The sequence below is a fragment of the Bacillus sp. AK031 genome, from assembly GCF_053903065.1.
Genome location: NZ_CP096424.1, coordinates 568,665 through 590,744 on the forward strand (window position 1 = coordinate 568,665; position 22,080 = coordinate 590,744).

Below are 22,080 nucleotides of genomic sequence, written 5' to 3' on the forward strand. Positions count from 1 at the left end.
ATGGAAATGAATGAAGAACGCAAACGAATTTTAGAAATGGTGGAAAAAGGCCAGTTGTCCACAAAGGAAGCTCTTACCTTATTGGAAGCGTTGGATAGCGAGAAGAAAAGCAGTACCAAAACAACTTACAAAGAAAAAGAATCAGATATCCTGAATGATCTTGCAGACATTTTTACCGGTGAGAAGTCGGAGAAAAAAGACTATGGCAGCTCTTCCTCCCATAACAGCAAAGATAAATTGATCGACTTTTTCCAATCGGCCCTTAACAAGGTTAAGAACTTTGACTTGGATTTTGAATTCAATAAGTCTATTGAGCTTTCTCATGTTTTCCAAGAGACGGAAGTCGAGTCCCTGAGGGAAGTGGCGGTTGATGTTGCCAATGGCAAGGTGGAAGTCCTGCCTTGGGAACAGAATGAGGTTAGAGTCGAATGCCAGGTTAAAGTATACCGTACGGATGATATCGAAGAAGCGCGTCAATCATTCTTGGGAAACACGGATTTTTACATTGAAAGTGGCAAACTGCGATTATCGACTGAATTGAAGTGGATGAAGGTCGATACGAAGATTTATGTACCTTCCTCTCATTATGAAAAAATCTCGGTGAAAGTGTTGAATGGAGCTGTAAGATCAGAAAGAATCATTGCGGATGTATTCAAAGTCCGTTCAGGGAATGGCAAGGTTGAACTGAGGGATCTGAAGACGAAGAAAACGGAAGTGGATACTTCAAATGGGGCAATTCATTTGGCAAATATCCACTCAGACGACGTGGAAGCGGAATCCATTAACGGTAAGGTATATCTGGATGGCGATGTTCGTGTCAGCGACTTGCAGTCATTGAACGGCACGATCGTCTGCCATTTGAAAGGAGACCGTGCGGATACCCTTCATGCTAAGGCTGTGACTGGCGGAATTGACTTGTATGTACCAGGGTCCATCGGCCTGAAAGGGGAAGCGAAGTCGAACCTTGGCAGTTTTAAGATCGAGATGGAGGGTATTAATATAGTAGAAGAAAAAAATGAAGTGGTGCAGAAGCACGTTCACTTTTCAAAAGAAAGTGCTTCGGATAAGAAGCTTCATATCTTTGCTCACACAAAGACTGGCTCTGTCCTCATAAAAAAATCAGAAGAGAAGAATGATATATAGGACAGAGCATAAGATTTAAGAGAGGATGATAATGAATGGCATTAGCTCGTTCACGAACAAATAAGGTCTTGGCAGGAGTGCTTGGCGGTATCGCAGAACAGACTGGCATGAGCGCTAACCTATTGAGGATCATCTTCGTCATTTTGCTTTTCCCGACAGGATTTTTCCCTTTAGGGCTCGCATACATCATTGCCGCATTTGTACTTCCTAAAAGATAAAAGGAGTATGGATTGAATGAGATGGCTGATCGGTATTTTGATTAATGCGGTAGTCTTTGTCAGTCTTGCCGGCTATTTTGAAGGGTTTGAAGTATCCGGGTTTGGTTCGGCTGTCATTGCCAGCTTCATTTTGGCAATATTGAATGTGCTGGTGAGGCCGATCCTGATTGTACTGACACTGCCTGCCACCATTTTAACACTGGGGCTGTTCCTGTTTGTCATTAATGCAGTAACCTTGTTATTGACGGACGGCATTATGGGAAGCAGCTTCGAGATTGATGGGTTCGGGATGGCTTTATTGGCCGCGATCATTCTGGCTGTCATCAATGTCGCGGTCCAGAAAGTGGTCATTGAACCGATGAAAAAGAAAAAAGAGTGAGAAGCAGTTTAGTCTGCTTTTCACTCTTTTTCTTTGTAAAAAACCGTCTTATTCTCTCGATATAAAAGCTTCAAAACCCGCCCGTTTCAACCTCAACGCCAAAATTTCAGCATTGTCCCTATTGGCAAAGGCTCCGGCTTGTACCCTGAATAACCCACCAGGCTTATCTTTTTTAATCAACTGATAGACGTCAGCCAAAGCTAATGCAATCTCTTTCCCGCACAGTCTTCGAAAAGATTCCTTTTTTAATAATTCCGCATTGCCTTTATTCGTCATAAAGCCGCACTCAACAAGAACGGCAGTCATCTCCGTTTCTCTTAATACATGAAAATCGGCAGCTTTCACTCCCCGGTTGACGAGGCCGGTTTTGGAGATGAGCCGCTTTTGGATTATCTCAGCTAAGCGAACTGATTTTTCTGGTCTTGTTTTATAGACATAGGTTTCGATTCCTGATGCCTCATTCCAACTTGACCCAAAGGCATTGGCATGAATCGAGATAAATGCATCCCCCTTCTTTTCATTGGCAAGGTCCGTTCTTGCTTTTAAAGGGACATCCCTCTGGTCGGAGTGGGTAAAAACGACAGAGGTATTTTCATACTTCAAGAGATTTTCTTTTACAGCAAGGGCTGCCTCTCTATTGAACTCATACTCTCTCATGCCTGCAGGGCTTCTTTTTCCGGGAGTGCTATATCCGTGTCCTGCATCAATAATGAATTTCATTGATTATCACCTCATCTTTTATATAGAAGGGGGACCGGATTATGGATACCCTGGTGAAAAAGAACAGCCAGCAAGGTGGTAGTCCTTATCGAAAAAGTGCTAAAATGGGTTAGGATGAATTCTTTCCGGCCCTTTCTGTTCATTTCAACCGTTTTTATAAGAGAGCGGCTGGCAAAGATAAAACTGAAGATTGTTTTTACATACACGTTTGAAGATAAAAAGGAGGACTTCTTTTTGGCAAAAGTACGAGCAAAAGATATTGTTGAGAAGTTTGATCTGGAATTGGTAAGTGGCGAAGAAGGCCTTCATCGTCCGATTGTGACGAGTGATATATCGAGACCCGGATTGGAAATGGCGGGTTACTTCAATTATTATCCTGCAGAGAGAATCCAGCTGCTGGGCAAAACCGAGTTATCATTCCTGGAAAAGCTTGATGATACTCAGCGGAAGTCGAGGATGGATCAACTATGCACGGACATTACTCCGGGAATCATCATCAGCCGTGATATGGTCATTCCGAATGAATTAATAGAAGCCTCCAACCGCAACGATGTGCCGGTGATGAGAACCCCGATGAAGACGACTCGCTTTTCGAGCAGGCTGACCAATTACCTTGAAAGCAAGCTTGCCCCGACGACGGCGATTCATGGAGTCCTCGTGGATATTTATGGAGTGGGTGTTCTGATTACAGGAAAAAGCGGCGTCGGTAAAAGTGAGACAGCGCTTGAGCTTGTAAAAAGAGGGCATCGTCTTGTGGCCGATGATTGTGTGGAAATTCGCCAGGAGGATATGGATACGCTTGTCGGCAGTTCACCTGAGTTGATTGAACACCTGCTGGAAATCCGCGGTCTTGGCATCATCAATGTCATGACGCTCTTCGGTGCCGGTGCGGTCCGAAGCTATAAGAGAATCACGCTTTGCATCAATCTTGAGCTTTGGGATAAAACAAAGCAGTATGACAGGCTCGGCTTGGAAGAAGAAAAAATGAAGATCATTGATACTGATATTACGAAATTAACGGTTCCGGTACGTCCGGGACGTAACCTGGCAGTCATCATCGAGGTGGCGGCCATGAACTTCCGCCTGAAGCGAATGGGCGTCAATGCGGCCGAACAATTCACGAACCGCCTCAGTGACGTCATCGAAGACGGAGATCACGACGAATATTAAATGCTTTACCACTTTAACGCAATGAAAGGGACTGTCCCTCTTCGTGCAGTAACGCGTTAAAGCAGCAAAAGGGACTGTCCCTCTTAGCGCGGTGATGCGTTAAAGCGATGGGGGACAGTCCCCAATAGAGAATGGGAGTGTGGAAGTATGGAGTCAAGGATTACACCGCTGGATCCGATTGCTTTTGAGTTCGGTCCGCTTCAGGTTCATTGGTATGGATTAATCATCGGTTTGGGCATTGCGCTTGCACTGTATTTGGCTGTGAAAGAGAGTGACCGGCTCGGCCTGCCAAAGGATACCTTTATCGACTTGATTGTCTGGGCAATTCCGGTTGCCATCATTTCGGCACGTATCTACTATGTGATTTTTCAATGGGACTACTATTCACAAAATCCAGGTGACATCATTAAAATCTGGAATGGCGGGATCGCCATACATGGTGCGCTGATCGGGTCCGTGTTGACGGCTTATATTTTTGCGAAAGCGAAGAATCTTTCATTCTGGAAGATTGCCGATATTGCCGCGCCGAGCATCATCCTTGGCCAGGCAATTGGGCGCTGGGGGAACTTCATGAATCAGGAAGCCCACGGCGGTGAGGTAAGCAGGCAGTTTTTAGAGAATCTGATGCTGCCCGATTTCATCATTAACCAAATGTATATTAATGGGGTGTATTATCACCCGACATTCTTATATGAATCACTCTGGAATATCGCAGGCTTCATTTTGCTGCTGATTATCCGCAGGAAATTGAACCTGAGAGTCGGCGAGCTTTTCCTATCTTATGTCATCTGGTATTCAATCGGCCGCTTCTTTGTGGAAGGCTTGCGGACTGACAGCTTGATGCTGACAGAAATGCTTCGCATCGCCCAAGTGATTTCGATTGTCCTGATTTTACTCGCAATAGCCGTTTGGGTTTTCAGAAGAATGAAAGGCTATGCTGCCAAACCTTATAATGACGTAGAAGCCTAGAGAGATAATAACAGCAAGGGGAGAATGGAGCATGTTGGGAACATCTATAAAAAACGGCAGTGTTGCCGGACTGAAAACGACCTGGTCGCTGGGGAAGGTCATTTTTCCGATCACCATGATTGTTGTGCTGCTGCAGCATACACCGATTTTGCCGTGGATCATTGATAAAATTTCTCCATTCATGAAAGTGTTCGGCCTGTCCGGGGATGCGGCGATTCCGCTGGTGCTGGGGAATTTCCTGAACCTCTATGCTGCCATTGGTGGAATCCTTTCATTGGATCTTACAGTGAAAGAAGTCTTTATCATCGCTGTCATGCTAAGCTTTTGCCACAACTTGCTGATTGAATCGTCGGTAGCGGCGAAAGTGGGCGTGAAAATCTGGATCATCCTTCTGGTGAGAATCGGGCTGGCTGTCATTTCTGCCGTTGTCATCAACCTTGTCTGGAATGGCGGCGGAGAGCTGGCTCAATACGGAATGGTTCCTCCTCAGGGAGCTGAGCCTGAAAGCTGGGGAGAAATATTCCTGCTGGCCTTTGAAAAAGCTGGTTACGGTATTTTGCAGCTGGCATTGATCGTCATCCCGCTTATGGTCGGCCTGCAGATTTTGAAAGATAAACAGTGGCTGGCGGCATTCTCGAACTGGATGTCTCCGTTTACGAGAGCGATGGGGATGAATGCCAACACTTCTACAACACTTCTACAACACTGGCAGCAGGCTTGCTGATCGGGCTGGCGTATGGTGCAGGAGTGATGATTCAGGCAGTCCAGGAAGACGGGGTCAGTAAGAAAGACGTGACCCTTGCGTTTATCTTCCTGGTCGCCTGCCACGCGGTTGTTGAAGATACGCTGATCTTCATTCCGCTTGGCATCCCGGTACTGCCGCTGCTGATCATCAGGCTTGTCACCGCTATATTATTGACACTTGCCGTTGCATTTGTTTGGCGACGTGCTGAAGTGACAAAACGAAAGGAAGCAACGCTATGAATGAAAAAATGACAACAGTGCTTTTCGACTTGGATGGAACACTGATCAATACAAATGAGCTGATTATATCTTCTTTTTTGCATACGATGAATACGTATTTTCCGGATCAATATAAGCGGGAAGATGTCCTGCAATTCATGGGGCCGCCTCTTGAAGAATCCTTTTTAAAAGTGAATCCGGATGCGGTCGAGGATATGGTGAAAACCTACCGGACCTACAATCTTGAAAAACATGATTCATTAGTTACTGAATTCGAAGGTGTATTCGAGACTGTGCAAACATTGAGCCAAAACGGTTACAAGCTGGCGATTGTTTCCACAAAAGTCCGGGACGTCGTGATCAAAGGGTTGGAATTGACTAAATTGGATCAGTTCTTTGATGTCATCATCACATTGGATGAAGTCGAGAAGGCAAAACCTGATCCTGAGCCGATTGAAAAAGCTCTTGAGGCACTCGGTTCAACTGCTGGCCAATCCATCATGGTAGGCGACAATCATCATGATATCCTGGCAGGGAAGAATGCCGGAACCTATTCCGCAGGTGTCGCCTGGAGTGCAAAAGGCCGTGAATACCTTGATCAATATGAACCTGATTTCATGCTGGAAACAATGCCGGATCTTTTAGAAGCCGTAGGAATGAAAAAAATATGAGACGGACGACCCGTTATCCGGTAGACGGGGCAAATTCACTCTGGCATGTGTACAAAACCGTGCCATTCCTGAAAGTGGTCAAAAACTTTGCTGTCATTCAGCTGGCAAGATATACGCCTTTCTTAGGAATGAAAAACTGGCTGTACAAAACCTTTCTGAAAATGAAGGTCGGTGATGAAACATCGTTCGCCCTCATGGTGATGCTTGATGTCATGTTTCCTGAAAAAATTTCAGTCGGACGCAACACCGTGATCGGCTACAACACCACCATCCTTGCCCACGAATACCTCATCAAAGAGTATCGTCTCGGCGATGTCGAAATTGGCAGCGAAGTCATGATCGGCGCCAACACCACCATCCTGCCAGGAATCAAAATCGGCGACGGAGCGATCGTGTCCGCCGGAACGCTCGTCCACAAAGACGTACCCGCCGGAGCATTCGTCGGAGGCAATCCGATGAAAGTCATCTATACCAAAGAGGAAATGCAGGAACGATGGAAAGATGATGAGATATATGGTGTGCAGAAGTGATCTTTAACCTCTCAGTAGTTATTGCTGAGGGGTTTTTTTGTATGTCAGTGGACTTTCTAAATGACCTTTCATAAATAATGTAGTTATTCAACAAGTTCAGAGTGATTTCCGCTCCAGGCGTGCGACTCCGCGGGGCGTGCGGTGAGCCTCCTCGGCTTTGCCTGCGGGGTCTCACCTGTCACGCTAATCCCGCAGGAGGTCGCACGCCTTCCGCTCCAATCGATCAGTTTTACATTAAGTCAGAATAAAAAACCACAACCACAACCACTTAGAATATAGATTTTAAAAAATTCAAGGTGAAGATTCCTGTTCCTGTGGGCAGGTTTTCTAATTTTACTCTAGCTCTTGAACTGCTCTCCCCTATCTATGTGTAAATTCATGCTTGAACTGGGCACCTCCATATCTAAACGGTCCATCTTTTACAGTAAACACAGCAGACAAAAAAGAGTTTTAGGTTGACGGAACTGCCCTCCAGGGTTACACTACATATAACTTTACCTTATTAGCACATTAGCGAACTAAAGGATTTTAAATATTTTCAATAAATTAACTATAGTGCGATAATAAAATCAAACTCAAATATAAAAGGTGGTTGTCATGTCAAAGCTGTTCATGTTTGAAAAACCGTTGGGGATGAGAGATACATTTCCTAATCTCTATCAGGCGAAAGCTTCGTTGAAAACAAAAATGGAAGATACGATGAAAGCTTGGGGCTATCAATTTATTGAAACGCCGACACTCGAATACTTTGAAACAGTCGGAGAAGCGTCGGCGATTTTAGACAGGCAGCTGTTCAAGCTTCTCGACCAGCAGGGGCATACCCTCGTGCTCCGTCCGGATATGACAGCGCCGATTGCCCGGGTGGCGGCTTCCAAGCTGCTGCGCAACAAACAGCCACTACGGCTTGCGTATTGTGCAAATGTTTTCCGGGCCCAGCAAAGGGAAGGTGGACGGCCCGCAGAATTTGAACAATTCGGGATTGAATGTATCGGAGATGAAACGATATCAGCGGATGGGGAGGTTATCTCACTGATGATTTCGTCCTTGAAGAAAGCGGGGCTTGAAAACTTTACGATATCGATCGGCCATATTGGATTCGTCAAAGAGCTTTTTAAAGAGATTTTAGGAACGGAAGAACGCGCGAACACGTTAAGCCGCTTTCTATATGAAAAAAATTATGTGGGGTTCAGGGACCATGTGAACGGTTTGTCCTTATCCTCTATTGACAAACAGCGGCTGTTCTCTTTTTTGAAAATAAGGGGAGGAAAAGACGTCCTTCAGAAAGCGTACCCTTTAATGGAAGGCGAGGCGGGAAGAGAAGCGATCCAGCAGCTGGAAGAGCTTTCAGGCCTGCTTGAGGATTACGGTCTTGCACAATATGTAAAATTTGACCTGAGTCTCGTCAGCCATATGAGCTATTACTCCGGGATTCTTTTTGAAACATATGCCGAAAACGTTGGCTTTCCGATCGGAAACGGGGGCCGTTACAATAAACTGATGGAAAAGTTCGGGAAAGAGTCAGGAGCCACCGGGTTTGCCCTAAGGCTGGATTATACTCTTGAGGCAATCGGGTTTCCGGAAAGTCCGGTTACAGATGATTGCGTCCTGTTCAGCCGGGAGCGCCGGGGAGAAGCCATACAGTTTGCGCAGGAGCTTAGAAGTCAGGGCAGGAGCGTTGTGCTGCAAGACTGGAAAGGCATTTCGGATGTTGACGACTTTTCAAAAGAATTCACGGAAGTCCATTATTTTATCGGAAAGAACGGAAAAGGCGGTGAGGAATCATGACACAGCTGACAATCGCAATGCCGAAGGGGCGGATCTTTGATGAAGCACTTGAGCTGCTGCGGCAGGCGGGGTATAACCTTCCACCGGAATTCGATGATTCCAGGAAATTGATCATCGACGTCCCGGAAGAAAAGCTGACATTCATCCTTGCGAAACCGATGGACGTACCTACCTATGTCGAACATGGTGTAGCCGATTTGGGGATAGCCGGCAAGGATGTGATGCTGGAGGAAGAGCGGGATGTCTATGAACTTCTTGATTTGAAAATTTCTGCGTGCTACTTGGCGGTTGCGGGTCTCCCGGACACAAAGATGAATGAGGTCGCTCCAAAGATTGCGACGAAGTATCCGGTCATTGCCTCAAGCTATTTCCGTGAACAGGGAGAGCAGGTTGAAATCATCAAACTGAATGGATCGATTGAACTGGCGCCAATGATCGGGCTTGCCGACCGGATCGTTGATATCGTTTCAACCGGCAGGACCCTCAAGGAGAATGGGCTGGTCGAATATGAAAAAATCGTAGGCATCACTTCGAGGCTGATCGTGAATCCCGTCAGCTACCGGATGAAAGATAGAAGGATCGATGAGCTGGCAGAGAGATTAAGAGAAGTTGTAAGCAACATTCCAGTGTAAAGGAGGGGAAATAGATGAAAATCGTGGATGCGAAAGGGCCACTGTCGATTAAGCGCTCAATCGACAGCGGGACTGAGCAGCAGCGGGAAACAGTGAAAGAAATTTTACGGAATGTAAAAACAAGCGGTGATGAGGCGTTAAAGAAGTATACTGAACAATTTGATGGCGTGAGTCTTCAGGAGCTGCAGGTTTCCTCAGAGGAAATAGATACAGCGGTAAAGGAAGTCGGCAGCGAGATGATGGAGATCATCAAAGAAGCTGCAGAGAATATCGCCGCGTTTCATCGAAAGCAAAAGCGGAATTCCTGGTTTGATACAAATGAAAATGGAACCCTGCTTGGACAGAAAATAACTCCTCTCGATTCAGTAGGCGTATATGTTCCGGGCGGCACAGCTGCCTACCCTTCCTCCGTGCTGATGAATGTCCTTCCGGCAACAGTCGCTGGTGTTGAGCGGATCGCCATGGTATCGCCGCCTGGTGAAGACGGGCGCATACCATCGGCTGTTCTGGCAGCAGCAAGTATTGCCGGGGTAACGGAAATTTGGAAAGCCGGCGGAGCGCAGGCCATCGGTGCCTTGGCTTATGGAACAGAGAGTGTTTCACCGGTCGATAAAATTGTCGGCCCAGGGAATATCTATGTAGCGCTTGCCAAACGGGAAGTATTTGGAGATGTGGCAATCGACATGATTGCCGGGCCAAGCGAGATAGTTGTGCTGGCTGATGATACGGGCATTGCAGAAGAAATTGCTGCAGATCTGTTGTCCCAGGCAGAGCATGATGTCAATGCGTCGGCAGTGCTAGTGACAACGTCGGCGGAATTAGCCGAGCAGGTTTCCCGGGCAGTCGATAAAGCTTTAGAAGACCTTCCGCGGAAAGACATTGCAGCAGAGTCGATTGAAAAGTTTGGAGCGATTTATCTTGCAGAGGATATGGATCGAGCCGTCGATATCGTCAATGATCTTGCTCCGGAACACCTGGAAATCATGACAAAAGATCCGATGGTGACGATGGCAAAAATCCGCCATGCAGGAGCGATTTTCTTAGGGAGATATAGTTCAGAACCGGTGGGCGATTACTTCGCCGGCCCGAACCACGTGCTGCCGACTAACGGCACGGCAAGATTCTCATCGCCGTTGAACGTCGATGATTTCACAAAAAAATCCTCGGTCATCTCATATAGCGAAAAAGCACTGAAAGACAACTACAGCAAAATAGCCAAACTCGCCCGCCTTGAAGGCCTCGAAGCCCACGCCAGAGCGGTCGAAGCAAGATTCAAAAATTAACGCTTTAACACACTAACGCACTAAGAGGGACAGTCCCTCTTCATGCGTTAACGCGTTAAAGTGATAAGAGGGCCAGGCCCTTTTAATACGGTGAAGGAGTGAAGTGTTTTGGGAAACAGCAGGAGATCGGAGCTTGTCCGCAAGACGAATGAGACGGATATTGAGCTTGCTTTTACGATAGATGGAAGCGGTGATTCTACTATTGAAACGGGTGTGCCGTTTATGACACATATGCTGGATTTGTTTGCAAAGCATGGGCAGTTTGACCTCAACGTCAAAGCGGAAGGGGATGTGGAGGTTGACGATCACCACACAACCGAAGATATCGGCATCTGTCTTGGGCAGGCTCTTCAGCAGGCACTGGGAGATAAGAAAGGAATCAAACGATATGGCAATGCATTTGTTCCCATGGATGAAGCATTGGCACAGGTGGTAGTTGATTTGAGCAACAGGCCTCACCTTGAAATGCGAGCTGAATTTCCAAGCCAGAAGGTAGGGACCTTTGATACTGAGCTGGTTCATGAGTTTCTGTGGAAGCTGGCTCTTGAAGCCAGAATGAATCTTCATGTCATAGTCCATTATGGCCACAATACCCACCACATGATCGAGGCGATTTTCAAGGCATTGGGCCGCGCCCTTGATGAAGCGACGATGATTGATCCGCGCATCAAAGGGGTTCCATCCACGAAAGGAATGTTATAGATGATCGGAATCGTCGATTACGGAATGGGCAATCTGTTCAGCGTCGCTAAAGCGCTTGAGCGGCTGGATGTTCCTTATTTTATTAGTGAGAACGCCACAGAACTTCAAAAAGCGGAAGGCCTGATCCTTCCTGGAGTCGGTTCTTTCCGTGATGCTATTACTCTGTTAACGCGGCAGGAATTGACCGGTTTTATCAAGGAGTATGCTGCAAGCGGTAAGCCGCTTCTTGGTATTTGTCTGGGTATGCAGCTTCTTTACGAAACAAGTGAAGAAAATGGGACCACAGAAGGACTTGGATTGCTGAAAGGGCGGATTGTCCGGATACCAAGACTTTCTGAAGATATGAAAATACCGCATATGGGGTGGAACAGGTTGAATTATGTGAATGAATCCCCCCTGCTCGAAAATCTGTCTGAAGAGCATGTCTATTTCGTTCACTCTTACTATGTTGCGGAGCCAGATGCCAGCGAAGTTATCGCTACAGCTCAATACGGAGTGGAAGTGCCTGCTATCGCAGGGAAAGATAATATTTTTGCGATGCAGTTTCACCCTGAAAAGAGCAGTGTACTGGGCATGCAGCTGCTTCGTAATTTTACCAAAATGGTTGAGGAACGGGAGGCGGTACAATGAGTTTTACAATTTATCCGGCAATCGACATGCGCGGCGGCAAGTGTGTCCGCCTTTTGCAAGGGGACTACAGTAAAGAAACGGTTTATGGCGATTCGCCATTCGATATGGCCAAAACATTTGTGGAGGCAGGTTCAGAATGGATTCATATGGTGGACCTGGACGGGGCAAAAGCAGGCAGCCGTGTTAATGACAAGTATGTACTGGCTGTCGCCAATGATCTGGGAGCGAAAGTTCAGATCGGCGGCGGAATCCGTACCGAAGAGGATATCGAATACTACCTGAATAATGGTGTGCAAAGAGTCATCATTGGCAGTCTCGCTGTTTCCCAAACAGAGCAGGTGAAAGGCTGGCTGAAAAAGTACGGCGGCCGGATTGCCATCGGGCTTGATGCGAAAGACGGCTATGTCGCTACCCACGGCTGGGTTGAAACCTCTCAGCTAAAAGCGGTTGATTTAGGGAAAGAACTTGCTGAGGCAGGGGCGGAAACATTTATTTTTACCGATATCGCGACGGACGGCATGCTGTCAGGTCCGAATGTTGGAGCGATTGTGGACTTGGCAAAAGCGACCGGCAAAGAAGTGATTGCTTCCGGCGGAGTGAGTTCTATGGAAGATTTACGCCTTTTAAAAGAGAACGAGCAAAATGGTGTTGCTGGAGCTATTGTCGGAAAAGCGATATATACGGGCAAGATTTCGGTAAAAGAAGCAGTCAGAGAGGTGTCGTCATGCTGACCAAAAGGATTATTCCGTGTTTGGATGTCAAAGAAGGCAGGGTTGTGAAGGGAATCAGTTTTCTGCAGTTACGCGATGCAGGTGATCCGGTGGAGCTGGCCAAATTTTATGATAAACAGGGGGCGGATGAACTGGTGTTCCTTGATATCTCGGCGTCTCATGAAGGCAGGAAAACGATGATCGATGTTGTAAAAGAGGTAGCTACACAGCTTGCGATTCCTTTTACAGTCGGCGGGGGCATCAATTCGGTTGAGGATATGAAAAATATCCTCCGCGCTGGGGCTGATAAAGTTTCCTTGAATACCGCCGCAGTATTGAGGCCGGAGCTGATTGCCGAAGGAGCGGCCTATTTTGGTTCGCAGTGCGTAGTGGTGGCGATAGATGCCAAGTATGAAGAAGAAACAGGAAACTGGAAAGTCTATACTCATGGCGGCCGGAAAGTGACGGAAAAAGATGCTGTATCCTGGGCAATGGAAGCAGAAAAGCTGGGTGCAGGTGAGATCCTTTTGACGAGCATGGACAGTGACGGAGTCAAAACGGGTTTTAATCTGGCGCTGACAAAAGCAGTGAGTGAAGCTGTCTCGATACCGGTTATTGCTTCAGGCGGAGCCGGCAAGGCGGAACACTTTGAAGAGATTTTTAAAAATGGTAAAGCGGATGCAGCACTGGCTGCGTCGATTTTTCACTATAAAGAAACCAGTGTAGAGCAGGTGAAAGAGTATCTGCGTGGAAAGGAGGTTTTAGTCCGATGAGCACTATCATTGAATCAATCAGTTTTGACGAGAACGGATTGGTGCCTGCCATTGTGCAGGATGCGTCTACAAAAAAGGTGCTGACCCTTGCCTATATGAATGCAGAGTCATTGAAGCTTTCGATCGAAAAAGGGGAGACCTGGTTCTATTCCCGCTCACGCCAGGAGCTTTGGCACAAAGGCGGAACGAGCGGCAACACGCAGAAGATCGTCGAAATGAGCTATGACTGTGATCAGGACGCGATTCTGGTTGAGGTGGAACCGAAAGGGCCTGCCTGCCATACGGGAAGCGAAAGTTGTTTTGGGGAAAGTTTTTATAAGGCTGAGGGTATTGCAGCAGCTGAATCATATGAAAAGGGAAGTTGTATTCTAACAGAACTGGAAAAGGTCATATCTGATCGGTTCGATCAAAGACCTGAGGGCGCATACACGACTTACCTCTTCGAAGAGGGTGTCGATAAAATCCTGAAAAAAGTCGGTGAAGAAGCGGCAGAAGTCATCATTGCTGCGAAAAACCGTGACAAGGAAGAGTTGAAATGGGAGAGTGCCGATCTCCTTTACCACCTGCTCGTCCTCATGAAAGAACAGGATTTGCCCTTAGCGGACGTCTTTCAAACTCTCGAAGAGCGCCACAACAAATAGCTTCACCGCTTTAAAGCGGTGAAAGGGCCAGGCCCCTCTGCTGCTTTAACGCAGCAAAGGGGCCTGGCCCTTTTAGCGTGCTAAAGGATTATTTCCAGAAAATATCCTTGAGGAGTGGTTTAGCTGCTGAAATAGTTGTGTTATACTACTGTAGTTAATCTATACGTTTCGGAGGACTTTCATGAGAAAAGGTTCAAATGCAAGAAACGATAAAAGCAAAATTTTATCATTCGTACCGACGGGTGAGTACTACTTCAATAAAGGCCTCAAGGCTTATCACCGCCGGGAACTAAATAAATCAAAAAAATATCTTAATCGCGCCCTGCAGCTTGAGCCGCTAGAGCCGATGATCGCCTGCCAGCTGTCGATTGTGCACACGGAAATGGGCGAATACAGTCAATCAAATCAGCTTCTTCACCTGATCGTGGACAGTCTTGATCCACACATGGTGGAGTGCCATTATTTCCTTGCCAACAACTATGCGCACCTCGGGATGTTCAAAGAGGCTTACACCCATGTGACGAACTACCTGGAAAAAGAGGAATACGGTGAGTTCAGTGAAGATGCAGAAGAACTTCTTGAAATACTGGAGCTTGATTCAGACGAAGCACTGGACACGCTTTATGAGCATGATGAACTGATTGCCAACCAGGATAAAGCCAGAAACCTTTTGGAATCAGGGAATTTCCAAAAAGCTGTCGATCTGCTGAAGGAAGTCATCAAGGACTACCCTGAGTACTGGTCTGCTTACAATAATCTGGCGTTAGCTTACTTCTACCTGGGTGAAACAGAAAAAGCAGCAGAAACACTGGAGGAAGTGCTGGCGAAAAATCCAGGAAACCTTCATGCATTATGTAACACAGCTGTTTTCTATTTTTACCAAAAAAGGCATGAAGAGCTAAAGGAGCTTATTGAGGGATTGGAAAAAATCCGTCCGATGCATTTTGAACAGCGCTATAAGCTGGGAGCGACCTTCGCATTGATCGGACGCAATGAAAAGGCGTATGAATGGCTTAAATCTCTTCAGAAACAAGGTTTTTATGGAGATCCGAGCTTTTACTACTGGCTGGCACATGCCGCTTATCATACAGGGCGTGAGAAGACAGCAGAACAGGCTTGGGCGAAGGTGCTGGAAGAGAATCCAGAGAAAGCCGGAATGGAGCCTTGGAATGACGGGAATTCCAAAAGCGAAGGATTCGAAAACCATGTTTCTTCCATTTTAAAAAAGATGAAGAGTGAGTATGCTGAAGAAAGGCTGTTCGGATTGTTCCTGATTTCAGTATCCCGCCATCAGAAGGATGTTTTGACTCATACCGACTTTGGTGCTGTGGATGATTTCAACCTTTCGGAAAAGCTGTATCTTGCTGAAATCTTGAATGCCGATTCCAGGAAAGCCATCAAAGGGAGCAAGGCAATCAAGCATATTCATGACACGGCAATGGAGTTATATGAACGGCATCAGCCAATCAATGCAATTGACTCAGGATTGTTCCTGACATGGTTCAGCATCGCCTGCAAATTGCTTGAGAGCGATCACGCTTTGAAAAATGCCAAAGCATGCGCTGCAGCCACTGAATTTACTTGGCATAGATTGAGAAGCGAAAAGAAAACAAAGTCGGAAATATCAACTAAATATGGAATTACTTCTGGTACGCTGAACAAATATCTGGAAATCATTGAGGACTTTCTAAATTAGAATCGTTTTAATGAGCAGATTCTTGGACGAATGAGCACTCCTTTTTATAGGATATGAGTAGATAGGAAATACTACAAAATATCTTAAACAGAATTTGTGGAGACCGGTTGGATTACTGATCAAAAGTTAGAGTGATGATTTTGCTCTTTCTTTTTTTTAGCAATAAAAAGTAATCCTGCGATTTGGTTTTGCAAATCTGCAAACTGGATATCTTCAACTAAAGGAGTGTTAATCGTGTCAGAAGAAAAAATTTATGATGTTATCATCGTTGGTGCCGGTCCTGCCGGCATGACAGCTGCAGTATATACTTCCCGCGCAAACCTTTCCACATTGATGCTGGAACGCGGTGTGCCGGGCGGCCAAATGGCAAACACAGAGGAAGTTGAAAACTATCCTGGTTTCGACCACATTCTTGGCCCCGATCTTTCCAACAAAATGTTCGACCATGCGAAAGCGTTCGGTGCTGAATATGCTTATGGCGACATTAAGGAAATCGAAGACGGAGAAGAATACAAGACGGTAAAAACCGGCTCGAAAGAATTCAAGGCGCGTGCTGTCATCATCACTACCGGTGCTGAATACAAAAAAATCGGTGTGCCTGGTGAAAAAGAACTTGGAGGACGCGGTGTATCTTACTGTGCCGTGTGTGATGGAGCATTCTTTAAAGGCAAAGACCTTGTCGTCGTAGGTGGGGGGGACTCTGCAGTTGAAGAGGGAGTGTACCTGACTCGTTTCGCCAACAAAGTGACGATCGTTCACCGCCGTGATGAGCTTCGTGCGCAAAAGATCCTTCAGCAGCGAGCATTCGATAATGAAAAAGTGGATTTCATCTGGAATCATACAATCAAAGAAATCAATGAAAAAGACGGAAAAGTCGGAAGCGTAACGCTTGTATCGACAGAGGATGGAGAAGAAAAACCATTTGAAACAGATGGTGTCTTCATTTACATCGGTATGATTCCATTAACAAAACCGTTTGCAAATCTGGGTATCACCAATGATATGGGATACATCGAAACAAACGACAGAATGGAAACAAAGGTGCCTGGAATCTTTGCTGCAGGTGATGTGCGTGAAAAAATGCTCCGCCAGATCGTGACGGCGACCGGCGACGGAAGCATTGCCGCTCAAGCAGCTCAGCACTACGTAGAGGAACTTGTCGAAAAGATGAAAGGCAAGTAAAAAAATGTAGAAAAAGTGCTTGTCGAAAAATCTGTACAGGCAAATTATACAGATTTTTCGACAAGGCTTGTCTAACAATACGGAATTTTGTTTAGAAAAAATTAACAACCGTAATCACGTCTTAAACCTACTGTAACACTAGTGAAACACAATCCGGGTAATATAGATAATAAGAAATTGACCCCCTTTTAAGAAATAAATCCCTTTTAGACACAGGAATCGCCTGTGTCTCTTTTTTTGTGTAAATCCTTTATTGCTTTAAAGCGCTAAGAGGGACAGTCCCTCTTAGTACGTTAAAGCAGTAAAGCACTGGTAAATGTTCGAACATTGTAGGTGAGGTACAATCATAGTATAATAAAGAGCATGACAAATCCGGAAATACAGCCATTCAAACAGATGAAAAGCTTGAGGTGATGTTAATGCAGCGAGTGACGAATTGTCTATATATGAAAGAAGATAAAGTCCTCCTTCTCCAGAAACCGCGCCGAGGCTGGTGGGTTGCACCAGGCGGCAAGATGGAGCAGGGAGAATCGATCCGCGACTCTGTGATCAGGGAGTACCGCGAAGAAACAGGCATTTATTTACGTAACCCTGATGTAAAAGGGATATTTACTTTTATCATAAAAGACGGCGACAAAATCATTTCCGAATGGATGATGTTCACCTTTTTTGCTACAGAAGCAGATGGGGTTAACCTTTCAGAGTGTGAAGAAGGCACATTGGAATGGCATCCGTTCGACGAAATCAAAAATTTGCCAATGGCAGAAGGCGACCGCCATATTTTAGAATATATGGTGCATGGAAAAGGAACGATATTCGGCACCTTTACATATACACCTGATTTCAAGCTGCTGGCATATAAGTTAGATCCTAGTTAATCAAAGGGGGAAGGGAATATGAGTACTGGTTCAACTACTGACGGTCAATTGGTGATCATTACCGGAATGTCCGGAGCAGGCAAGACCGTTGCCATACAAAGTTTCGAAGATTTGGGGTTTTTCTGTGTCGATAATTTACCTCCTACTCTTCTTCCTAAATTTCTTGAACTCATGAAAGAGTCGGGGACGAAAATGAACAAAGTCGCCCTGGGCATGGATCTCAGAGGCCGGGAATTTTTCGATCACCTTATCCAGGCACTTGATGATCTGGCGGAAACTTCATGGGTGACACCGCAGATTCTTTATTTAGATGCAGATGATTCCTCATTGGTCAGAAGATATAAAGAAACCCGCCGGTCCCATCCGCTGGCTCCGTCAGGCTTGCCGCTCGAGGGGATCAAACAGGAAAGACTGCTTTTAGAAGAATTGAAAGGCCGTGCACAGACAATTTACACGACTTCTTCGATGAAACCCAGAGAGCTCAGGGAAAAAATTCTTGAGGAATTTTCCAGCAATAAGCGTTCTATTTTCACTGTAAATGTCATATCATTCGGTTTCAAGCACGGAATCCCGATCGATGCTGATCTTGTATTTGACGTCAGATTCCTGCCTAACCCGCATTATATCGAGCATATGAGGCCGAGAACTGGTTTGGAAGAAGATGTATCGAACTATGTATTGAAATGGAGCGAAACCCAGAAATTCCTGGAAAAGGTGACAGACCTGCTGACATTTATGCTGCCGCATTACAAACGCGAAGGAAAAAGCCAGCTTGTCATCGCGATCGGATGTACAGGTGGACAACACCGTTCTGTTGCTCTCGCAGAATACATCGGCCATCATTTTGAAAAAGATTATACAACAAAAATTTCTCATCGAGACATCAAAAAGAAAAGGGAACAGTTGACATGAGGAAGAGCCAGGAGCCAAAGGTAGTCATCATAGGCGGGGGAACAGGACTGCCTGTTCTTCTCAGAGGACTAAAGACATATCCTTTAGATATAACCGCGATTGTCACGGTTGCTGATGATGGAGGCAGTTCAGGGAGATTGAGAGATGACCTGAATGTACCCCCGCCAGGTGATATCAGGAATGTCATTGCCGCTTTGTCAGAGGTCGAGCCTCTCATTGAACAGCTGTTTCAACACCGTTTTGAAACATCCAATGAGTTGTCCGGCCATTCCTTAGGAAACTTGATCCTTGCCGCGTTTACATCGATCACCGGTGATTTTGTCCATGCCATTCAGGAAATGAGCAGGGTTTTGAATGTAAAAGGAAAAGTGCTTCCATCTGCCAATCAAAGTGTTGTGTTGAATGCGGAAATGGAAGACGGAACCATCGTTACAGGAGAATCCAAGATTCCTATCGCAGGGAAGAAAATAAAGCGAGTATTTTTAACGCCAGGCACCATTATCCCGGTATCAGAAACGATTCGGGCAATCAGGGAAGCTGATCTTATTGTGGTGGGTCCTGGGAGCTTGTATACCAGCATCCTGCCTAATCTGCTTGTCCCGGAAATCGGAAAGGAAGTCAGCAAAGCAAAGGCGCAAAAAGTGTACATTTGCAACCTGATGACCCAGGCAGGGGAAACACTTGATTTCACTGCAAGCGATCATGTAAAAGCAATCTATGATCATCTCCATGACGGGTTCATTGACACGATTATCGTCAACAATGAACAAGTTCCTCAAGAAATCGAAGCCCGCTATGAAGAAGAAAAGGCGAAACCGGTCATTTTTGACTTTGCCAGGCTGTCCGCAATGGGCTTGAACGTCATTGAAGAGGAAATCAGCTCTTACCGCGACGGCGTCATCCGCCACGATACCGGAAAAGTTGCCGAGATCATCTTTTCACTCATTGATAAACCCCATCTGAGAAGTATTGAATAGATTAAAAAGAAAAATCAGCACACCAACGAAAATAGTGCAAGCGTTTGTCTTAGGAGGTGAAGAGATGTCGTTTGCTTCAGTAACGAAAAAAGAATTAACCAACCTGGATTTGAAAGATTGCTGTTCAAAGTCAGAGTTGTCTGCCTTGATCAGGATGAACGGATCTCTTTCATTTGCCAACAGATCGCTTATTGTGAATATCCAGACGGAAAATGCCGCCATCGCAAGAAGGATCTACTCATTGATCAAAAAAAATTATGACACTCCTGTCGAGCTGCTTGTCCGCAAAAAAATGCGGCTCAAAAAGAATAATGTCTATATAGTGCGTCTTAACGAAGATACAAAAGAGATTTTGGAAGACCTCCATATCCTTGGAGAAGGTTTTACCATTATTCATAATATTTCTGCTGACTTGGTTAAGAAGAAATGCTGCAAGCGTTCCTACTTAAGGGGTGCGTTTTTAGCTGGAGGATCCGTCAATAACCCCGAAACCTCCTCTTACCACCTTGAGATATTCTCATTGTATCAAGAACATAATGAGGCGCTTTCCGACCTGATGAACAGCTTCGGATTGAACAGCAAAACATTGGAACGCAAAAAAGGATTCATCACATATCTTAAAGAGGCGGAAAAAATTACTGAATTTTTGAATGTAGTAGGGGCCCATGGTGCGCTGCTGCGGTTCGAAGATGTACGGATCGTCAGGGATATGAGAAACTCGGTCAACAGGCTGGTAAACTGTGAAACCGCGAATCTGAACAAGACGATAGGGGCTGCCCTCCGCCAGGTAGAAAATATCCGGTTTATCGAACAGACAGCCGGATTGCAGATACTTCCTGACAAGTTAAGGGAAATTGCTGAACTGAGAGTAACCTATCAGGATGTAACATTGAAAGAATTAGGGGAAATGGTTTCAGGGGGAAATATCAGTAAGTCAGGCATCAACCACAGACTTCGCAAAATAGATGAAATAGCAGACAAACTGCGTGCAGGTGAAAAAGTAAACCATTAAATATAAATGTACAAAGGGGAGAAAGAGAATGGTAGAACAAAAAGTTGAGGTAAAATTAAAAACCGGCTTGCAAGCCCGCCCGGCAGCTCTGTTTGTACAGGAAGCCAACCGATTTTCATCAGAAGTCTTCTTAGAAAGAAACGGTAAAAAAGTAAATGCCAAAAGCATCATGGGACTAATGAGCCTGGCCGTCAGCTCAGGCACTGAAATCACCCTCATTGCAGACGGCACTGATGAAAAAGAAGCAGTCAGGCAGCTGGCTGAATTTGTACAGAAAGAAAGTTAATCAAGGAACTCCGCCTTTTCATTTGAGCGGAGTTTTTTTATTGATGCTGGTTAAGCGGGGATTTTCCTGGTCTGTGCCAGGTACAAAAGGGGAGAACTATACCAGGCACCAAACCTCCAATCCACCGCTGCCAACAAGAATAGAGCACATAAAAAAGCACCTGCCAAAAGCAGGTGCTCTTCTGAATTAATTATTTCTTTTCATTCATTTCATTATTAGTGATGATACGATCGATTAAACCGTACTCAAGCGCTCTTTCAGCTGTCATGAAGTTGTCACGGTCAGTGTCTTTAGAGATCACTTCAAGCGGCTGTCCAGTGCGGTCAGAAAGGATTTGATTCAGCTTTTCACGCAAGAATAGAATGCGTTTTGCAGCGATTTCAATTTCTGTCGCCTGTCCTTGAGCGCCGCCAAGTGGCTGATGGATCATGACTTCAGCATTTGGAAGGGCAAGGCGCTTGCCTTTAGCACCTGCAGCCAGAAGGAATGCACCCATGGATGCTGCCATACCGATACAGATCGTCTGTACATCAGGCTTGATGTATTGGATTGTATCGTAGATTGCCATACCGGCTGTGATGCTTCCGCCAGGGCTGTTGATATAGATTGAAATATCTTTTTCAGGGTTTTCTGATTCAAGGAATAGCAACTGCGCTACGATAGAGTTGGCAACATTATCATCAATGCCGCTTCCCAGCATGATAACACGGTCTTTTAACAGGCGGGAGTAAATGTCATAAGCACGCTCACCGCGGTTTGTTTGTTCAATAACTGTCGGAATTAAGTTCATCTTATTTCCTCCTTCGATCAAATAATGTTATGTTGTAAACATAGAAATCTTTATGTACTGATATAATACACCAGTTGGTCAATAAAGGTCAAACAATTCACCTCAGCTAAACCTTTAATTCTCTCAACAATCCTTTCTACATGATACCCATTCATTCCTTTTTTAAAACTATGCTAAATGTGAATAAAAGATTATTGTTTGTTTTTTTATAAGTTACCTAACAAAGCATTAATGCAAAGCCAAGTACAGCGTAGTAAGTCTATTGCGTGCTTTGACCTTCTTTACAGACCGTTGAAACTCAGTGTTTAGGTTTTCATTGGGCCGATAACCCCGTTTGCGGTCCGTTGACTTTTGGTATTTAGGATTTCAATGGTCCGATAACCCCGTTTGCGGTCCATTGACTTTTGGTATTTAGGTTTTCAATGGTC

Annotated in this window: 24 protein-coding genes and 1 pseudogene; 23 read left to right on the forward strand and 2 right to left on the reverse strand. The window is 45.5% G+C overall.

Annotated features, from left to right (window positions below; translation table 11 throughout):
* Positions 1 to 6: 6 nt before the first annotated feature.
* The 3 genes from M1E09_RS02615 to M1E09_RS02625 are packed head-to-tail and all read left to right on the forward strand — an operon-like array spanning position 7 to position 1,740.
* Positions 7 to 1,143 (forward strand): DUF4097 family beta strand repeat-containing protein, encoded by a 1,137-nt coding sequence (locus tag M1E09_RS02615; RefSeq protein WP_456273340.1) that lies wholly within the window; start codon positions 7 to 9, stop codon positions 1,141 to 1,143.
* A 35-nt stretch (positions 1,144 to 1,178) separates the two neighbouring features.
* Positions 1,179 to 1,361, forward strand: coding sequence for a PspC domain-containing protein (locus M1E09_RS02620; RefSeq protein ID WP_456273341.1), 183 nt, complete (start codon positions 1,179 to 1,181; stop codon positions 1,359 to 1,361).
* A gap of 16 nt (positions 1,362 to 1,377) precedes the next feature.
* Entirely contained in the window at positions 1,378 to 1,740 is a 363-nt protein-coding gene (locus M1E09_RS02625) for a phage holin family protein (protein ID WP_456273342.1), read from the forward strand.
* A 48-nt stretch (positions 1,741 to 1,788) separates the two neighbouring features.
* Here M1E09_RS02625 and M1E09_RS02630 read toward each other — a convergent pair whose 3' ends face one another.
* Entirely contained in the window at positions 1,789 to 2,460 is a 672-nt protein-coding gene (locus M1E09_RS02630; RefSeq protein WP_456273343.1) for an N-acetylmuramoyl-L-alanine amidase, read from the reverse strand.
* A 234-nt stretch (positions 2,461 to 2,694) separates the two neighbouring features.
* Here M1E09_RS02630 and hprK point away from each other — a divergent pair, with 234 nt between their 5' ends.
* From hprK to M1E09_RS02730, 20 genes and pseudogenes are all read left to right on the forward strand, one after another.
* Positions 2,695 to 3,630 carry an HPr(Ser) kinase/phosphatase gene (gene hprK / locus M1E09_RS02635; protein ID WP_456273344.1) on the forward strand — a complete coding sequence of 312 codons (936 nt, stop codon included), beginning with the start codon at positions 2,695 to 2,697 and terminating at the stop codon, positions 3,628 to 3,630.
* A gap of 147 nt (positions 3,631 to 3,777) precedes the next feature.
* Positions 3,778 to 4,599, forward strand: a complete 822-nt coding sequence (gene lgt, locus M1E09_RS02640; protein WP_456273345.1) for a prolipoprotein diacylglyceryl transferase — start codon at positions 3,778 to 3,780, stop codon at positions 4,597 to 4,599.
* A gap of 31 nt (positions 4,600 to 4,630) precedes the next feature.
* Positions 4,631 to 5,583 (forward strand): annotated as a pseudogene (locus tag M1E09_RS02645) (nucleoside recognition domain-containing protein).
* On the forward strand, positions 5,580 to 6,233 hold the full coding sequence (gene ppaX / locus M1E09_RS02650; protein ID WP_456273346.1) for a pyrophosphatase PpaX: 654 nt from the start codon (positions 5,580 to 5,582) through the stop codon (positions 6,231 to 6,233). Before M1E09_RS02645 ends, ppaX begins: the two are co-directional and overlap by 4 nt.
* A complete protein-coding gene (locus M1E09_RS02655; RefSeq protein ID WP_456273347.1) occupies positions 6,230 to 6,763 on the forward strand; it encodes an acyltransferase in 534 nt (177 codons plus the stop codon). The genes ppaX and M1E09_RS02655 overlap by 4 nt, the downstream gene beginning before the upstream one ends.
* Before the next feature lie 597 nt (positions 6,764 to 7,360).
* Positions 7,361 to 8,548, forward strand: coding sequence for an ATP phosphoribosyltransferase regulatory subunit (locus tag M1E09_RS02660; protein WP_456273348.1), 1,188 nt, complete (start codon positions 7,361 to 7,363; stop codon positions 8,546 to 8,548).
* Positions 8,545 to 9,180, forward strand: coding sequence for an ATP phosphoribosyltransferase (gene hisG / locus M1E09_RS02665; RefSeq protein ID WP_456273349.1), 636 nt, complete (start codon positions 8,545 to 8,547; stop codon positions 9,178 to 9,180). The genes M1E09_RS02660 and hisG overlap by 4 nt, the downstream gene beginning before the upstream one ends.
* Positions 9,181 to 9,194: 14 nt before the next feature.
* Entirely contained in the window at positions 9,195 to 10,463 is a 1,269-nt protein-coding gene (hisD, locus tag M1E09_RS02670; RefSeq protein WP_456273350.1) for a histidinol dehydrogenase, read from the forward strand.
* Between the two features lie 108 nt (positions 10,464 to 10,571).
* The gene (gene hisB, locus M1E09_RS02675; RefSeq protein ID WP_456273351.1) at positions 10,572 to 11,165 is read left to right on the forward strand and encodes an imidazoleglycerol-phosphate dehydratase HisB; all 594 of its coding nucleotides are present in this window, start codon (positions 10,572 to 10,574) and stop codon (positions 11,163 to 11,165) included.
* A complete protein-coding gene (gene hisH, locus M1E09_RS02680) occupies positions 11,166 to 11,795 on the forward strand; it encodes an imidazole glycerol phosphate synthase subunit HisH (RefSeq protein WP_456273352.1) in 630 nt (209 codons plus the stop codon).
* Entirely contained in the window at positions 11,792 to 12,526 is a 735-nt protein-coding gene (gene hisA / locus M1E09_RS02685; RefSeq protein ID WP_456273353.1) for a 1-(5-phosphoribosyl)-5-[(5-phosphoribosylamino)methylideneamino]imidazole-4-carboxamide isomerase, read from the forward strand. Before hisH ends, hisA begins: the two co-directional genes overlap by 4 nt.
* On the forward strand, positions 12,520 to 13,278 hold the full coding sequence (gene hisF, locus M1E09_RS02690; RefSeq protein ID WP_456273354.1) for an imidazole glycerol phosphate synthase subunit HisF: 759 nt from the start codon (positions 12,520 to 12,522) through the stop codon (positions 13,276 to 13,278). The genes hisA and hisF overlap by 7 nt, the downstream gene beginning before the upstream one ends.
* Positions 13,275 to 13,919, forward strand: a complete 645-nt coding sequence (gene hisIE, locus M1E09_RS02695) for a bifunctional phosphoribosyl-AMP cyclohydrolase/phosphoribosyl-ATP diphosphatase HisIE (RefSeq protein ID WP_456273355.1) — start codon at positions 13,275 to 13,277, stop codon at positions 13,917 to 13,919. Before hisF ends, hisIE begins: the two co-directional genes overlap by 4 nt.
* 181 nt (positions 13,920 to 14,100) lie before the next feature.
* Positions 14,101 to 15,615 (forward strand): tetratricopeptide repeat protein, encoded by a 1,515-nt coding sequence (locus tag M1E09_RS02700; RefSeq protein ID WP_456273356.1) that lies wholly within the window; start codon positions 14,101 to 14,103, stop codon positions 15,613 to 15,615.
* A 234-nt stretch (positions 15,616 to 15,849) separates the two neighbouring features.
* Positions 15,850 to 16,797 carry a thioredoxin-disulfide reductase gene (gene trxB / locus M1E09_RS02705; RefSeq protein ID WP_456273357.1) on the forward strand — a complete coding sequence of 316 codons (948 nt, stop codon included), beginning with the start codon at positions 15,850 to 15,852 and terminating at the stop codon, positions 16,795 to 16,797.
* 419 nt (positions 16,798 to 17,216) lie between these two features.
* Positions 17,217 to 17,675 (forward strand): NUDIX hydrolase, encoded by a 459-nt coding sequence (locus M1E09_RS02710; protein WP_456273358.1) that lies wholly within the window; start codon positions 17,217 to 17,219, stop codon positions 17,673 to 17,675.
* A gap of 18 nt (positions 17,676 to 17,693) precedes the next feature.
* Positions 17,694 to 18,587, forward strand: coding sequence for an RNase adapter RapZ (gene rapZ / locus M1E09_RS02715; protein WP_456273359.1), 894 nt, complete (start codon positions 17,694 to 17,696; stop codon positions 18,585 to 18,587).
* A complete protein-coding gene (locus M1E09_RS02720; RefSeq protein WP_456273360.1) occupies positions 18,584 to 19,564 on the forward strand; it encodes a gluconeogenesis factor YvcK family protein in 981 nt (326 codons plus the stop codon). The genes rapZ and M1E09_RS02720 overlap by 4 nt, the downstream gene beginning before the upstream one ends.
* A 64-nt stretch (positions 19,565 to 19,628) precedes the next feature.
* Positions 19,629 to 20,576 carry a DNA-binding protein WhiA gene (whiA, locus tag M1E09_RS02725; RefSeq protein ID WP_456273361.1) on the forward strand — a complete coding sequence of 316 codons (948 nt, stop codon included), beginning with the start codon at positions 19,629 to 19,631 and terminating at the stop codon, positions 20,574 to 20,576.
* 28 nt (positions 20,577 to 20,604) lie between these two features.
* Positions 20,605 to 20,862 (forward strand): HPr family phosphocarrier protein, encoded by a 258-nt coding sequence (locus tag M1E09_RS02730; RefSeq protein ID WP_456273362.1) that lies wholly within the window; start codon positions 20,605 to 20,607, stop codon positions 20,860 to 20,862.
* A gap of 190 nt (positions 20,863 to 21,052) precedes the next feature.
* Here the strand turns inward: M1E09_RS02730 and clpP are convergent, their stop codons facing one another.
* Positions 21,053 to 21,652, reverse strand: coding sequence for an ATP-dependent Clp endopeptidase proteolytic subunit ClpP (gene clpP, locus M1E09_RS02735; protein ID WP_456273363.1), 600 nt, complete (start codon positions 21,650 to 21,652; stop codon positions 21,053 to 21,055).
* Positions 21,653 to 22,080 lie beyond the last annotated feature (428 nt).

What these genes read in the sequence shown, in the direction of transcription:
- M1E09_RS02615 (WP_456273340.1), top strand. Translation starts at nt 7, where the DNA reads ATGAATGAAGAACGCAAACGAATTTTAGAAATGGTGGAAAAAGGCCAG.
- M1E09_RS02620 (WP_456273341.1), top strand. Translation starts at nt 1,179, where the DNA reads ATGGCATTAGCTCGTTCACGAACAAATAAGGTCTTGGCAGGAGTGCTT.
- M1E09_RS02625 (WP_456273342.1), top strand. Translation starts at nt 1,378, where the DNA reads ATGAGATGGCTGATCGGTATTTTGATTAATGCGGTAGTCTTTGTCAGT.
- M1E09_RS02630 (WP_456273343.1), bottom strand. Translation starts at nt 2,460, where the DNA reads ATGAAATTCATTATTGATGCAGGACACGGATATAGCACTCCCGGAAAA.
- lgt (WP_456273345.1), top strand. Translation starts at nt 3,778, where the DNA reads ATGGAGTCAAGGATTACACCGCTGGATCCGATTGCTTTTGAGTTCGGT.
- ppaX (WP_456273346.1), top strand. Translation starts at nt 5,580, where the DNA reads ATGAATGAAAAAATGACAACAGTGCTTTTCGACTTGGATGGAACACTG.
- M1E09_RS02655 (WP_456273347.1), top strand. Translation starts at nt 6,230, where the DNA reads ATGAGACGGACGACCCGTTATCCGGTAGACGGGGCAAATTCACTCTGG.
- M1E09_RS02660 (WP_456273348.1), top strand. Translation starts at nt 7,361, where the DNA reads ATGTCAAAGCTGTTCATGTTTGAAAAACCGTTGGGGATGAGAGATACA.
- hisG (WP_456273349.1), top strand. Translation starts at nt 8,545, where the DNA reads ATGACACAGCTGACAATCGCAATGCCGAAGGGGCGGATCTTTGATGAA.
- hisD (WP_456273350.1), top strand. Translation starts at nt 9,195, where the DNA reads ATGAAAATCGTGGATGCGAAAGGGCCACTGTCGATTAAGCGCTCAATC.
- hisH (WP_456273352.1), top strand. Translation starts at nt 11,166, where the DNA reads ATGATCGGAATCGTCGATTACGGAATGGGCAATCTGTTCAGCGTCGCT.
- hisA (WP_456273353.1), top strand. Translation starts at nt 11,792, where the DNA reads ATGAGTTTTACAATTTATCCGGCAATCGACATGCGCGGCGGCAAGTGT.
- hisF (WP_456273354.1), top strand. Translation starts at nt 12,520, where the DNA reads ATGCTGACCAAAAGGATTATTCCGTGTTTGGATGTCAAAGAAGGCAGG.
- hisIE (WP_456273355.1), top strand. Translation starts at nt 13,275, where the DNA reads ATGAGCACTATCATTGAATCAATCAGTTTTGACGAGAACGGATTGGTG.
- M1E09_RS02700 (WP_456273356.1), top strand. Translation starts at nt 14,101, where the DNA reads ATGAGAAAAGGTTCAAATGCAAGAAACGATAAAAGCAAAATTTTATCA.
- M1E09_RS02710 (WP_456273358.1), top strand. Translation starts at nt 17,217, where the DNA reads ATGCAGCGAGTGACGAATTGTCTATATATGAAAGAAGATAAAGTCCTC.
- rapZ (WP_456273359.1), top strand. Translation starts at nt 17,694, where the DNA reads ATGAGTACTGGTTCAACTACTGACGGTCAATTGGTGATCATTACCGGA.
- M1E09_RS02720 (WP_456273360.1), top strand. Translation starts at nt 18,584, where the DNA reads ATGAGGAAGAGCCAGGAGCCAAAGGTAGTCATCATAGGCGGGGGAACA.
- whiA (WP_456273361.1), top strand. Translation starts at nt 19,629, where the DNA reads ATGTCGTTTGCTTCAGTAACGAAAAAAGAATTAACCAACCTGGATTTG.
- M1E09_RS02730 (WP_456273362.1), top strand. Translation starts at nt 20,605, where the DNA reads ATGGTAGAACAAAAAGTTGAGGTAAAATTAAAAACCGGCTTGCAAGCC.
- clpP (WP_456273363.1), bottom strand. Translation starts at nt 21,652, where the DNA reads ATGAACTTAATTCCGACAGTTATTGAACAAACAAACCGCGGTGAGCGT.